This is a genomic window from Larkinella arboricola (assembly GCF_003259745.1).
In the GTDB taxonomy this organism is placed as follows: Bacteria; Bacteroidota; Bacteroidia; order Cytophagales; family Spirosomataceae; genus Larkinella; species Larkinella arboricola.
The window spans coordinates 567,910-580,459 of sequence record NZ_QLMC01000004.1 but is presented as its reverse complement, the minus strand read 5'-3'; the positions used below and the strand labels follow the sequence as shown (position 1 = coordinate 580,459).

The 12,550-nt window shown below is 54.8% G+C and carries 10 protein-coding genes; 5 read left to right on the top strand and 5 right to left on the bottom strand.

Annotation, left to right across the window (positions count from 1 at the left end; all coding sequences use genetic code 11):
- Window positions 1–104: 104 nt before the first annotated feature.
- Window positions 105–2,111 carry an alpha/beta hydrolase family protein gene (locus LX87_RS18085; RefSeq protein ID WP_111629661.1) on the bottom strand — a complete coding sequence of 669 codons (2,007 nt, stop codon included), beginning with the start codon at window positions 2,109–2,111 and terminating at the stop codon, window positions 105–107.
- A gap of 120 nt (window positions 2,112–2,231) precedes the next feature.
- Here LX87_RS18085 and LX87_RS18080 point away from each other — a divergent pair, with 120 nt between their 5' ends.
- Entirely contained in the window at window positions 2,232–3,053 is an 822-nt protein-coding gene (locus tag LX87_RS18080) for an alpha/beta hydrolase (protein WP_111629660.1), read from the top strand.
- A gap of 51 nt (window positions 3,054–3,104) precedes the next feature.
- Here LX87_RS18080 and LX87_RS18075 read toward each other — a convergent pair whose 3' ends face one another.
- Window positions 3,105–3,878, bottom strand: coding sequence for a MerR family transcriptional regulator (locus LX87_RS18075; protein ID WP_111629659.1), 774 nt, complete (start codon window positions 3,876–3,878; stop codon window positions 3,105–3,107).
- Between the two features lie 116 nt (window positions 3,879–3,994).
- Between LX87_RS18075 and LX87_RS18070 the strand changes: the two genes are divergently transcribed.
- Both LX87_RS18070 and LX87_RS18065 read left to right on the top strand, forming a co-directional pair.
- On the top strand, window positions 3,995–4,468 hold the full coding sequence (locus LX87_RS18070) for a GNAT family N-acetyltransferase (RefSeq protein ID WP_170139387.1): 474 nt from the start codon (window positions 3,995–3,997) through the stop codon (window positions 4,466–4,468).
- A gap of 6 nt (window positions 4,469–4,474) precedes the next feature.
- Complete coding sequence (locus LX87_RS18065; protein ID WP_111629657.1) at window positions 4,475–4,795, top strand: hypothetical protein; 321 nt, start codon at window positions 4,475–4,477, stop codon at window positions 4,793–4,795.
- Between the two features lie 15 nt (window positions 4,796–4,810).
- Here the strand turns inward: LX87_RS18065 and LX87_RS18060 are convergent, their stop codons facing one another.
- Window positions 4,811–5,263, bottom strand: a complete 453-nt coding sequence (locus tag LX87_RS18060) for a hypothetical protein (RefSeq protein WP_111629656.1) — start codon at window positions 5,261–5,263, stop codon at window positions 4,811–4,813.
- Between the two features lie 102 nt (window positions 5,264–5,365).
- Complete coding sequence (gene hemN / locus LX87_RS18055; RefSeq protein WP_111629655.1) at window positions 5,366–6,727, bottom strand: oxygen-independent coproporphyrinogen III oxidase; 1,362 nt, start codon at window positions 6,725–6,727, stop codon at window positions 5,366–5,368.
- Between the two features lie 181 nt (window positions 6,728–6,908).
- Between hemN and LX87_RS18050 the strand changes: the two genes are divergently transcribed.
- Window positions 6,909–9,359 (top strand): heavy metal translocating P-type ATPase, encoded by a 2,451-nt coding sequence (locus LX87_RS18050; protein WP_111629654.1) that lies wholly within the window; start codon window positions 6,909–6,911, stop codon window positions 9,357–9,359.
- Window positions 9,356–9,859, top strand: coding sequence for a hypothetical protein (locus LX87_RS18045; protein WP_111629653.1), 504 nt, complete (start codon window positions 9,356–9,358; stop codon window positions 9,857–9,859). Before LX87_RS18050 ends, LX87_RS18045 begins: the two co-directional genes overlap by 4 nt.
- On the opposite strand, the gene LX87_RS18040 is transcribed toward LX87_RS18045, so the two are convergent.
- A complete protein-coding gene (locus tag LX87_RS18040) occupies window positions 9,860–12,322 on the bottom strand; it encodes an outer membrane beta-barrel protein (protein ID WP_146624500.1) in 2,463 nt (820 codons plus the stop codon). It lies immediately after the preceding gene.
- Window positions 12,323–12,550: the final 228 nt, after the last annotated feature.

The following is a 12,550-nucleotide window of genomic DNA, read 5'->3' as shown; positions in this document are numbered from 1 at the left end:
GTAATTACACGAAATTATTTCATATGAAATACTATTTTCTAGCTTATGGAACCAAACAGTTACAACCCTATCTTTTTAAATGTCAATCGGTTGTCTGACAAGCCCTACGGTTTTGTAGCCTCTAAAACCGCTACTGACGATTTTAGATAATGATCAAACCACTTTAAATACCGGTCAAAGCGATCAACCTGGTAGGTCGGCACCGAAAGACCGTGGAACTGATTCGGATAAATGATAAGCTGCGTTGGCACGCCCAGCGACTTCAGCGCCTGGTACATCTGCTCGCTCCCGGCAATGGGCACATTGAAGTCCTTTTCCCCACCCATGAAAAGCGTCGGGGTTTTGATGCGGTCGGCTTTCAGAAACGGGTACGAAACCTTCAGCCACTTCTCGGTATTTTTCCAGGGAAGTCCCAGTTCATTTTCGTACTGGTTAACGTACTGATCCGAACCGTACATCGTGATCTGCAATGAGCTTCCGGCCCCGCTGGCGGCTGCCTTAAACCGTTGATCGGTTGTGATGGTGTAGTTGGTCAGAATACCGCCATAACTCCAGCCACCGATACCGAGTTTAGCCGGGTCCGCAATACCGTTGGCGACCAGATAATCCGTCGCGCCCAGAATATCAACCACTTCCTTATTGCCCCAATCGCTGTAAATCGTTTTGCAGAACGCTAGCCCGCGCCCGCTGCTGCCGCGATAATTGACACCCGCTACGACGTAACCGCCCCCCGCCAGCAGTTGCCGCGACAGGTCAAAACCGAAATTATCCTGCCCCACCGGTCCGCCATGAATGAACAGAATGGTGGGCAGCTTCTGCCCCGCCGGAACATGAGCGGGCCGGAACAGCATATTCGATACCTGGGTGCCGTCTTTGCTGCGTGAGGTAAATCCTTCCACATTCGCCAGCAGCAAGGGAGCCACAAAAGCATCCTGAATAGTCGTCAGCCGACGCGCATTGCCGTTCTCGACCACGTAGATCTCGGCCGGCAGTTGCGGTTTACTCATGAGCGTAGCCCAGCCGCCTTTCGGATTTGATTCCAGACCGGCGTACGCGCAATCACCCCCGGCCAGTTTGTCCAGTTTACCACTGATCAAATCATACGCACCTACATACGTCCGGCGGTCGTCGTCCACCAGCACCGCAATCGTTTTTCCGTCGGGTGCCCAGCGCGGGTTACGCACGGGCCGATCCAGGGTAACCGACAGCAATTTAGGTTCACCACCCGTAGCCGGAATAACCGTCAGAATAGGCTGGTCGTACATAATAAAAGGGCTCGAAGCCGTCGAACGAAGGTAGGCAATCTGCGAACCGTCGGGGCTCCAGACCGGGCTGCGGTCGTAACCGGCCCAGTTGGTCAGTTGTTTTGCCGTGGCTTTCGGCCGGGCGTCGATCACGAACAGATCGGTGTTTTCGTTTTTGTCGGGGTCCGCCGTCCGGTTGCTGACAAACGCAATCTGCTTGCTGTCGGGCGACCAGACCGGCGAGGTTTCGTCGAACGTGCCGGTGGTCAGCGTATCCAGTTTGCGGGTTTCAACATTGAACAGGTACAGGTGAGCGGCCCGGCGGTCGAGATAGCCTTTCCGGTCTTCTTTGAAATGATACCGGTCGATGACGTAGGGCGTCCGGACTTTGGTTTTGGCCGAATCCGAATAATCCTTATCCCGAATCACGAGCGCCAGGGTTTTGCCGTTGGGCGCCCATTCATATTCTTCCAGTTCGCCTTTGAGTTCGGTGATCTTTTTGCCTTCGCCCCCGCGCCGGTCGAGGAGCCACAACTGGCTGTCTTTGTCGCCATTACGGGTGGCTACGAACGACAGATACCGTCCGTCCGGACTCCAGCGGGGCGACGACTCGCTCTCGGGGCCACTGGTCAGTTGGACCGACTCCTTACCGTCCCAGCTAATCATCCAGAGATCGGTATTCCGTTTGTCTTTTTCCTTGTCTACCGACGAGAGTGTATAGGCCACCCAGGCACCATCCGGCGACACCTGCGGGTCCGCGATGTTTTGCAGTCTCAGAATGTCGGACGGCTGCATGGGGCGCTTGGCCGGGAGTTGCGCCAGAACGGTGCTGGTGGTCAGCAGGCCAAGAAAGAAAATCGATTTCATGCGTTTGTTTTGAAGAGGAATGCGACCCTGAAGATACAAAAAGTTTGGAAATGGTTTTATTTTGCACCCTGTTCCAGACACATTATACCCCAAACCGCATTTCTTTTCTGAAATAACCTTATGCCAGCAAACCGCATTGTCTGCCTCCTAACCTTTCTCGTTTTTGCCTGTCAATTGGTCTGGGCGGCCAAAATTGATACCGTTCAGACTTACAGCCCGTCCATGAAGAAAACTATCAAAGCCGTGGTGCTGACGCCGGATTCGTATACAAACGGGCAGGAATTTCCGGTGGTGTACCTGCTGCACGGCTACAGCGGCAATTATGCGGATTGGGTCAAGAAAGCACCCGCCGTCCACAAAGCCGCCGATACGTTTCAGACCATCATTGTGTGCCCGGACGGCAATTACTCAAGCTGGTATTTCGACAGCCCCGCCGACCCGACCTCCAGGTACGAAACCTACGTGGCGACGGAGCTGGTGAACTGGGTGGACAGCCATTACAAGACCATCAAAAACCGTAAAGGCCGGGCCATTACGGGCCTCAGCATGGGCGGACACGGAGCGTTGTACCTCGCCTTCAAACACCAGGACGTGTTTGGGGCCGCCGGAAGCATGAGCGGGGGCGTCGATATCCGGCCTTTTCCCAACAACTGGGACATGGCGAAAAAGCTTGGTCCGTACGCACAGTATCCCGACCGCTGGGAGCAGAATACCGTCATTAATATGCTCCACCTGCTTACGCCGGGTTCGCTGGCCCTGATTATCGATTGCGGAACGGAAGATTTCTTCTTCCGGGTCAACAACAACCTGCACCAGAAAATGCTGGACATGAACGTTGCCCACGATTACATTACGCGTCCCGGTGCCCACAACTGGCCCTACTGGAACAACGCCCTGCCCTACCAGTTGCAGTTCATGCGGCAGTTTTTTGATAAGCCGTAGCAAAGCAGGCAGCGGGTTCGGGCTGATGCCGTCCCCGCTGCCCGGTTCTCCCTACCCCTTTTGCGAATCCACAAAGTGAATCATGGCTTTACTCAGGAATTGCGCGTAGTCGGGATTGGGCTGGCCGTTCTGGCTGGTGTAGCGTTGGTCATCGACGTACAATTGTGCCAACCCCCGGTATGCACCCATCGTATCGCCGTTGCCGACGGATGGCCCCCACATGGCTTTAATCAGGGCAAAATGCCGGGCAATCTGCTGCTGCACCACCGGATCGGCGGGGTCTTTCTGCATCAGTCCGCCCAGCGTCCGGTAAATAGCCTCCCCCTCGGCTTTCAATTGCTCAAATTCCGCTTTCGTCAGGTGGCGGAGTTTGTTTTCTGATTCTTCAACGACCTTTTCACCGTATTTTGCAACGGCTTCCTGTCGGTAGGCTTCCGCTTGCTCTTTCGGAAAACCGGCATACAATTCTTCGTCCGTTAACATGGTTTGTTCTCCTTTTAGTTTTGAAATGGTTTTGTCAATCGTGCCCAGCAGGGTGGTGAGTCGGTCCCGACGCTCGCGCAGCGCGGTTTTGTGACTCTGAAGAGCGGTTACCAGGTCAAAGCTGGGATCTTCCAGCACCCGCCGGATTTCCAGAAGCGGAAAATCCAGTTCCTTGTAAAAGAGAATCTGCTGGAGCCGGATTAGCTCTTTTTCGCCGTACAGCCGGTACCGGGCTTCCGTGCGAACGGAGGGTTTTAGCAATCCCAGGCGGTCATAGTGGTGTAACGTGCGCACGCTCACACCCGCCAGACTCGCCAGCTTTTTAACGGAATACGTTCTCATAATCACTACCTTACTAAGCTTGACGCTGTAAATGTAGGCTATGACGTAAGGGGAGAGTCAAGAAAAAAAGTGAGTTTTTTAAACTTTGCCGTATTTTAACGCACTCATCGATTCCCTTGGAGACAAATCAGCCCGCTACCGATCTGATCCGGCCGGTTAAAACCACCGCCGACGCCGATGCGTTACTGCGCATGATGGAAACGTTTTGCCGTCATTTTGACTATCCGTTCGACGCGTCGCTCCGGCAGAGCCTCATCCGGGCTGTGCTGGAAAATCCGGCGCTGGGTTCGCTCTGGCTGGTTGGGCAGAACGGGCAGGCGGTGGGCTACGTGGCGCTGACGTACGGCTTTGCGTTCGAGTTTGGGGGTAAAACCGCACTGGTAGACGAGCTGTTTATGGAAGAAGCGCACCGGGGCTCGGGACTGGGTCGGCGGGTGCTGCTCGGGGTTCAGCAGTTGGCGGGTCACTTGGGCGTATCGACGATTCTTTTGCAAACCGAAAAATACAACACCCGCGCCAGACAGTTATACGAGTCGCTCGGCTTTGTCGATCAGGACCGCCACACGCTGATGTGGGTTAAACCGATTTAAATTCTGATGAAATTCTTTGTTCCCGCTACCAAAAATCCGGAAGAAGCCGAAAAAGTATACGGTATTCTGCGAAAATCCATGCTGAAACACCGGTACGAAACCACTGACCAGCGCATTTATTCCATTACGTTTGACGACAACGGCTTTAGCCTGACCGAAACCGTGGGCAAACCGTCTGAAACCTCCGGCGAAACCATCGTGGCCATTTTTCAGTCCGGCGATCTATACCTGATCTGCACCAACAACCGCGGAGTGCTGCGCGGTATGCCCATGATTGCGGGCGAGTGGGCGGTAACGAACGTGGAGTTGTTTGAAAATGCGGAGTAAGGCGTTACCCGTTTATCACTGCTTCCTGACATATTCCACCGTGTACCCGCCCGGCACTTTGGGAATAATAACAAAATTCCCCTGCCCATCGGTGGGTGAGCATTGCTTGCAATACAGTTCGGTAACGGTGTAAACAATCCGTTTGTTGGCGTCGTCGCGCCGGACATTCCGCTGGTAACTGCTGCTGCACCCACGGTTCACGGTCGATAGGCCCAGCACATCACTCTCGTTGAAATTGACCGCTCCCAGATGACCGTTGCAGCAATTGGCAAAAAGCCGCTGGTAGTCTTCAGAGGTCGAAATCCGGATTCCCTCCCTACCCAGGTCGCCAGCCGCCGGATCAAGCGCGACGCGGTTGGACAAAACGCCAATGATGATGCCCGTGGCTTCGTCGTCTGTTTTTTCACAGGTAGGTTCGTCCTGACAGGAAAGGAAGGGCAAAAGAAGTAGAAGTAGCAAATTTTTCATCCCGCAAACGTTGAGTTTACCTCTAAGACTGCTTTCCGGGATGAAAAGTTGCAGATGGACCGAATAAAAACCGCACAGACCCTCTGCTCAGACCGTCTGCGGTCAGACGGTCTGCGAGAACAGCCGCGTCTGGGGTTGCGCGCGGTTCAGCCGGGCATCAAACGCCATGCAGATGTTCCGCAGAAAAGGCCGCCCTTCGGGAAACACCTGCAAACCGTTGGTGTCATACCTGAGCAGACCGTCGAGCTGGAACGTTTCCAGTCGGGCACTCAACTCCGCCCACTCGTTTTCCGACCACCGATCAATTGGCCACCGGGTTTGGCCCTGACACATGATGTTCAGAATCTGCCGGCGCAGAAACTGGTCCTGATCGTCGAGAACGTGGCCGCGCAGCAGCGGCAATTCACCCGCCTGCACCCGGTTTAAATAGGCATCCAGGTCTTTTTCGTTCTGGGCAAACGCCGACCAGACATCCCCGATGGACGATGCCCCAAGGCCAATCAGTACCCGCGTCTGGGTTGTGGTGTAACCCATAAAATTCCGGTGCAGCGTGCCGTTGTGCAGGGCTTTGTAGAGCGCATCGTGCGGTAACGCAAAGTGATCCATACCAATTTCAACGTATCCCGCGCCTTCCAGTAAATCGCGGCCCTTTTCGTAGAGCAGTCGTTTCTGTTCACCCGTTGGCAAATCTTCATCCCGAAAACCGCGCTGACCGTTGCCTTTGATCCAGGGAACGTGCGCGTAGGAATAAAACGCAATGCGGTCGGGCCACAGGGTCAGCGTTTTGTTGAACGTATCGGTGATGGATTCCGGCGTCTGAAACGGCAGACCGAATACAATGTCGTGGCTGATCGAGGTATAGCCAATTTCCTGCGCCCAGTAGGTTACCTGCTGTACATTTTCAAACGGTTGAATCCGGTGGATAGCCCGTTGCACGGTCGGATCGTAATCCTGCACGCCAAAACTTACCCGCCGAAAACCGTAATCGTACAGCACCTGCAAGTGCTCACGGGTGGTGTTGTTCGGGTGCCCTTCCCAGCCGTAATCGGGCGCTTCGGTAGGCGTTGCCCGTTCAAAAATCCCGGCCAGAAGCCGCTGGAGTTGTTCCGGAGCAAAAAAGCTGGGTGTTCCGCCCCCCAGGTGCAGTTCAGCAATGCGCGGGCGTTCCGGCAGCAAGTCACAATACAGTTTCCATTCGGCCAGCACCGCATCGATGTACGGTGTTTCGACGCCGTGATTGCGGGTGATCCGCTTGTTGCAGCCACAAAACGTACACAGGCTTTCGCAGTACGGCAGGTGGATGTACAGACTTAGGCCCGTGCTGCTGTTGGTAATAGCGACCGCCTGTTGTAAATGGCTCACCCAGGCGGCTTCACTGAAGGTGGTTTCGTCCCAGAACGGCACGGTCGGATAACTGGTATAGCGCGGGCCCGGAACGTTGTATTTCTGAATCAATGACTGCATGTAACGTGAAAGGTTTTGGGCGGAAAAGCCCAGGAAACCAGCGGTTTTAACCCAGGCACTACGGCCACGACAAAATTGGCTACTGGATGGCAACTATACGCTGACTTCTCTCATGCCGTCCGCTGATGATCGTCAACCTTTCAGAACAGACGTGTGACCAATTTGCGTAAAATTTTAAAGTATGCGTACGGCAACGATTTCATCCACGAGCTGCTACCACTGCGGCAACGATTGCACCGGGCACGAAATCCGGTACGACGAAAAACCGTTTTGCTGCGAGGGTTGCCAAACGGTTTACAGCATCCTGCAACAGAATCAGCTTTGTCAGTATTATACGCTGGAGGAAGGCAATCGGCCGGGCGTCAGTTTGCAGTCGAACAATACTCCCAAAAACCGGCTTGAATTTCTGGATCACCCCGATATCGTCGCCCAGCTGCTGGAATTTTCCAGCACCACGGCGGCCCGCGTAACGTTTTACGTTCCAACGATTCACTGTAGCTCGTGTTTATGGCTGCTCGAACACCTCTACCGCCTTCATCCCGGTATTCAGCAGTCGCGGGTTGATTTCCTCAAAAAGCAGGTTCATATCAGCTACCAGCCCGACCAGCTTACGCTCCGGCAGGTGGTTGAACTGCTGGCGTCCATCGGTTACGAACCGCTGATCAGCCTGAACGATGTGGTGAAGGAAGGACAAAAACCGTCGTACCGTCCGTTGCTGTACCGGTTGGCGCTGGCGGGTTTCTGCTCGGGCAACATCATGCTGCTGAGCTTTCCTGAATACCTCGGCCTTGACGACCCATCGTATAAAAATTATTTCGGCATCCTCAATATGCTGCTCGCCATTCCGGTGGTGTTCTACTCGGCTTCGGACTATTTTGTGTCGGTCTGGACGAGTCTGAAAAAAGGGATGATCAACATCGACCTGCCCATTTTGCTGGGTATTCTGGTTGCTTTTTTCCGGGGAACCTACGAAGTGCTGTTTCTCGACGGTGCGGGTTATTTTGATTCACTCACCGGCCTGACGTTCTTCCTATTGTGTGGAAAATGGTTCCAGCAACGCACCCACGAATTTCTGTCCTTCGAACGGGATTACAAGTCGTATTTTCCGCTGGCCGTAACGGTTCTGAAACCGGAAGGCGAAACCGCCGTTCCGGTGGCGCAGGTCCGGAAAGGTGACCGCATTCGGGTTCGGAATCACGAACTGATTCCCGCCGACGGTTTGCTGTATAAAGGTCAGGCCCTGATTGATTACAGCTTTGTTACGGGCGAATCGGAGCCGGAAACGCAGAAACCGGGTTCGCTGCTCTACGCGGGCGGCAAGCAGATTGGCGAAGCCATCGAACTGGAAGTGGTGCGTGATGTGTCGCAAAGCTACCTGACCCAACTCTGGAACAACGACGCTTTCCGCAAGCAGGACACCACCCGGATGCGTACGTTCGCTGATGCGGTCGGTAAATACTTTACCCTGACAGTCATCACGTTGGCAACCGTGGTGGCCCTGTACTGGTATTGGCAGCATGACCCCGCCCGGGCCGTCAACGCGTTCACGGCGGTGCTGATCATTGCCTGCCCCTGCGCCCTTTCACTGTCCTATCCGTTTGCGCTGGGTAACGGCCTTCGGAAACTGAGCCAGCGGAAATTGTACCTCAAAAACGGGGAAGTAATCGAGCAGCTGGCGCAGTGCGACACCATCGTTTTCGATAAAACCGGCACGCTGACGGAAATAAAGAGCGAAAAAGTAAGTGAGCCGGTGAGCGAAGTACCCGGCACCGGAATCGTGGAAGATTTTTCACCCGGTATAACCGATTTCGAACGGTCGCTGGTGGCTTCGCTGGTGCGGCAATCGGCCCACCCGCTCAGCCGGAAGCTGGCGGCTCTTCTGGCGAATGCAAAACCGCTGACGGTTGACGGTTTTACGGAAATTCCGGGCTGCGGGTTGCAGGGCGTCGTTGATGGCTGGGATGTTAAAATCGGCTCGCGTGCGTTTGTCGATCCGCAAACCAATGCCGCGCAAACGAAAACCGATTCCAACGGGACGCGTGTTCACGTTTCGGTTGAACAGAATTACCGGGGCTGTTTCCGTTTCCCGAATCAATACCGTCCGGGACTGGACGAGATGCTTACGGCCCTCAAATCCAGCCACAACCTGTACCTGCTGTCGGGTGATAACAACGCGGCCCGTTCGGAGTTAACCCGCTGGTTTTCGCACGAAAACATGACCTTCAACTGCCAGCCGCAGCGAAAACTGGATATCGTGCGGCAGTTGCAGAACCAGGGGCACCGCGTCCTGATGATTGGCGACGGTCTGAACGATGCCGGGGCGCTGAAACAGGCCGATGTGGGCATTGCCGTAACCGACGACACCATCCAGTTCACTCCGGCCAGCGACGCCATTCTGGAAGCTTCTTCCCTGCGGCTCTTACCGAAGTTTCTGGACTACACCCGGTTTGGAATGCGGGTCATCCGGTTCAGTTTCGTGGTGTCGCTGTTGTACAATTTCATCGGCCTGACCTATGCCCTGACGGGAGATCTCTCGCCCATTGTGGCCGCCATCCTCATGCCGATCAGCTCGGCCACGATGCTGCTGATTGCAACCATCGGAATGCGTTGGAAGAAAATCGAAAATGGATGAGCAGGGCCCAAACGGTTCTGCCCTACGTTGGAAACGGTTTCCTGCTGATGATTCCGGTCGTGATCTGGAATCTGGCTTTGACGGATCAGCTCCCGGCCGTCTTTCAACCGGAAATCTTCTGGAACGACATTCCAGCCTGGCTGACCTATGGTGAAAACGGCTCCCGTATTCTGGTTTTCGCTCTGGCAGGGCTCATGCCCATCCGCTCGTCAACCAAAAATCAGGGCGTCGGCTTTTTTAGCTACCTGGCCGGTCTGGTCCTTTATTTTGCCTCCTGGCTGGCATTGATGTATTTTCCGGATAGCCAATGGAGTACGAGCCTGCCGGGGTTTATGGCCCCGGCTTTTACACCTTTGTTCTGGCTCACCGGTATTGGACTCATCGGCGAATCGTTTTATTTCAACCTGCCGTTCAGGCGCTGGATTTTCATGCTAACGGCTTTCCTGTTTGTGGTCTTGCATTGCTTCCACACCTACACGGTTTACGACCGGCTTTACTGATCAGTTCATCCGACGTTGTTCGTCTTCCGAAACCGTCCGGCGATTGCCCCCTCCTTTCAACTTCTGGTTGCCGAAATTATAGGTAAACGTCAGCCGGGCCACGCGGGTTTCGGTGTAGGTGCCAAAGCGAAAATCCATGTTCTGAAACCGGACCTTGCCGTAAAACCGCTGGGTTTGCAACAGGTCGTTCCAGTTGAAACGCAGCACGGCTTTTTTCTGCCACAAACTCTTCTGAACCCCGATGCTCACCTGCCCGAATGCCTTCATCCGGTTCTGGCTGTACACGTAGGGCGAGTTATAGGAAGCGGTCAGTTCGGCCGTCAGACCGTGCCCAAATACAAACGTATGGCTGCTGTTGAGGTTGGCCGATAGCTGCCGGTAATGGAGGGGCGTTCCGCCTAGTTCGGCCCGGTAGGCATCCCGGAAAATACTCGCCGAATGGCGCGACGACCACCAGCGCGAAAACCGCAGGGGTGTACTCAGAGTCAGGCTGATGTTGCTCTGCCGGGCCAGGTTGGTGAATGTAATCCGGGTCACGCCGGTCTGGTCGTTTTGCTCGTTGATGTCAACCACAACGTCGCGCGTCCGGTTGTAACCCAGACTCACGGTTGTTTCTTCTTTGTAGCTGTATCCAATCTGGAAAGCGTCGGTGTACTGCGGTTTCAGATACGGATTGCCCTGCTGGTAGGTATAGGGATCAAACACCCGGATAAACGGGTTCAGATACTGGTAATTCGGCCGGTCGATCCGGCGGCTGAACGCATATTGAAACTGGTGATTTTCGCCCACTTTCCGGGTCAGTGTGACGTTGGGAAACAGGTTGAGGTACGAACGGCTAACCGTGCTGTTGGCTGTCACCGAGTGCGCATCGGTCTGGGTATACTCCAGCCGCAGCCCCACTTGCAGCGTCCAGCCCGTCCAGGTTCGGCGGCCCGAAAGGTAACCCGCGTGAATGATTTCCCGGTATTCAAACTGATTGGTTCGGCCCGTATCCAGTTGCCACGGAACGGTTTGCCCCACTTCGGCCGATTTGGTTTCGACGCGCAGATCGTTGTTCAGCGTCACGTAACTGCTTTTCCAACCGGCTTCCAGGGTTGTTTGCCTATCGAACGGATGAATGTAATCGACCTTGCCCGCCCGAATGGACGCATCCGATACCATGTCCAGGTGTTGAGATGACCGTGGGCCGGTTTCCACCTGCCGGGCGTTGAAATAACGGGTTTCGAACAGCTCGTCAGGATGAAAACTGGCGTCGGAATAATCCACATCCACAAGCAGTTCACGGCCTTTACCGCCCCGGCGGGTGGTATCAAACTGATGCCGGAAATTTACGTTGGCGGCCAGTCGGCTGATGTCGCGCTGGTTGTCGTTCTGCGTCCGCTGCGCTGAGGTCAGTACATCCGACTGATAAAGGGTGCTGGTAGCCCCACCCTGCGAAGCGCCGTTGACCTTCGTGCCGTTCACCAGCAGGCCCAGCGTGGTGCGCTTGCTGAAGGCGTAATCGGCCCCAAACCGATACGTGTGGCTTGTGTTCTGGATAGGCCGGTAGTTTTCCTGCTGGATGAGGGTAGGCGGAGTGGTGGTTTGCAACCGGCGGTCGATTTTAGCCATCGACCAGTAATGGCGCTGATCAATCGCGTAATTGCCGAAGAAGCTCCACTTGCCGGGCCGGGCGTTCAGGGTCAGGGCCGCGTTGTATTTGGCAAAACGACCATACCCGGTGCCAACCGTCAGGTTCCCGTTCAGGGGCCGACCGGATTTGTTGCGCTTCAGCCGGATGTTGATGATACCCGCCGTACCAGCCGCGTCGTAGCGCGCCGACGGGTTCGTAATAAGTTCGATGGTTTCGACGGTATTGCTGGGCGTGTTCCGCAGGAGTTCCAGCACCTCGGCCGTTGACAGGTAGGTAGGTTTGCCGTCGAGCATCACCAGCACGTTGTCGCGTCCTTTCAGGCTGATCTGCCCGGATTGCAGATTGACCACCACACCGGGTGCTTTTTCGAGGATTTCCAGCGCCGTGCCGCCACTGGCCACGATGCTGTTCTCCACGTTCAGAACGGTTTTGTCGAGGTGCTGCTCAATAAACGGTTTCTGGGCTTTCACCGTCACCTTGTCTAGCTGACGGGTTTCTTCCTGAACAACGAGGGGCGCAAGCTGGTATTTGTTATGCTGACTGTCAATGGTGAACGGTTCGGAATAGACTTTCTGATGCCCCATCATCGAAGCCGCTACCCGGTACTCGCCCGACGGAACCGACTCAACCGTGTATTGCCCCTGCGCGTCGCTGACAGCGCCTTTTACCAGCGTAGAATCACCGGCTTTTACCAACAGCAGCGTCACCAATTCCAACGGTTTGCCAGCGGAGTCCTTCACCAGCCCGGAAACCGTACCAACGGGCGGACTGGCGGCTGTTAAAGGGAGGGAAAACAGCAGAAAAGCGAGGGTAAGCGGCCAGTTTTTCATCAGGTTGATCGTGTGAATACCTGACGAAAATAGCCGCTGATGGCGTGTTCCGGCACCGTTTTTTGTCTTAACTGCCGAATTTGCGGTTTCAATTGTCGGTTGTGTTCTCCGAAATGCTTTATGCAATTTCGACAAATTGATGTGCCCTCGCCGGCTTCGGGTTAAATAGCTTTATGGATAGTACATCACCATAAATTTGTTATACCTTTGTTATAACAGCATAAGACA

Bases quoted from the DNA above. Each gene is read 5' to 3' on its own strand.
- LX87_RS18080 (WP_111629660.1), top strand. From the start codon at position 2,232: ATGCCAGCAAACCGCATTGTCTGCCTCCTAACCTTTCTCGTTTTTGCC.
- LX87_RS18050 (WP_111629654.1), top strand. From the start codon at position 6,909: ATGCGTACGGCAACGATTTCATCCACGAGCTGCTACCACTGCGGCAAC.
- LX87_RS18040 (WP_146624500.1), bottom strand. From the start codon at position 12,322: ATGAAAAACTGGCCGCTTACCCTCGCTTTTCTGCTGTTTTCCCTCCCT.
- LX87_RS18065 (WP_111629657.1), top strand. From the start codon at position 4,475: ATGAAATTCTTTGTTCCCGCTACCAAAAATCCGGAAGAAGCCGAAAAA.
- LX87_RS18085 (WP_111629661.1), bottom strand. From the start codon at position 2,111: ATGAAATCGATTTTCTTTCTTGGCCTGCTGACCACCAGCACCGTTCTG.
- LX87_RS18075 (WP_111629659.1), bottom strand. From the start codon at position 3,878: ATGAGAACGTATTCCGTTAAAAAGCTGGCGAGTCTGGCGGGTGTGAGC.
- LX87_RS18060 (WP_111629656.1), bottom strand. From the start codon at position 5,263: ATGAAAAATTTGCTACTTCTACTTCTTTTGCCCTTCCTTTCCTGTCAG.
- LX87_RS18045 (WP_111629653.1), top strand. From the start codon at position 9,356: ATGAGCAGGGCCCAAACGGTTCTGCCCTACGTTGGAAACGGTTTCCTG.
- hemN (WP_111629655.1), bottom strand. From the start codon at position 6,727: ATGCAGTCATTGATTCAGAAATACAACGTTCCGGGCCCGCGCTATACC.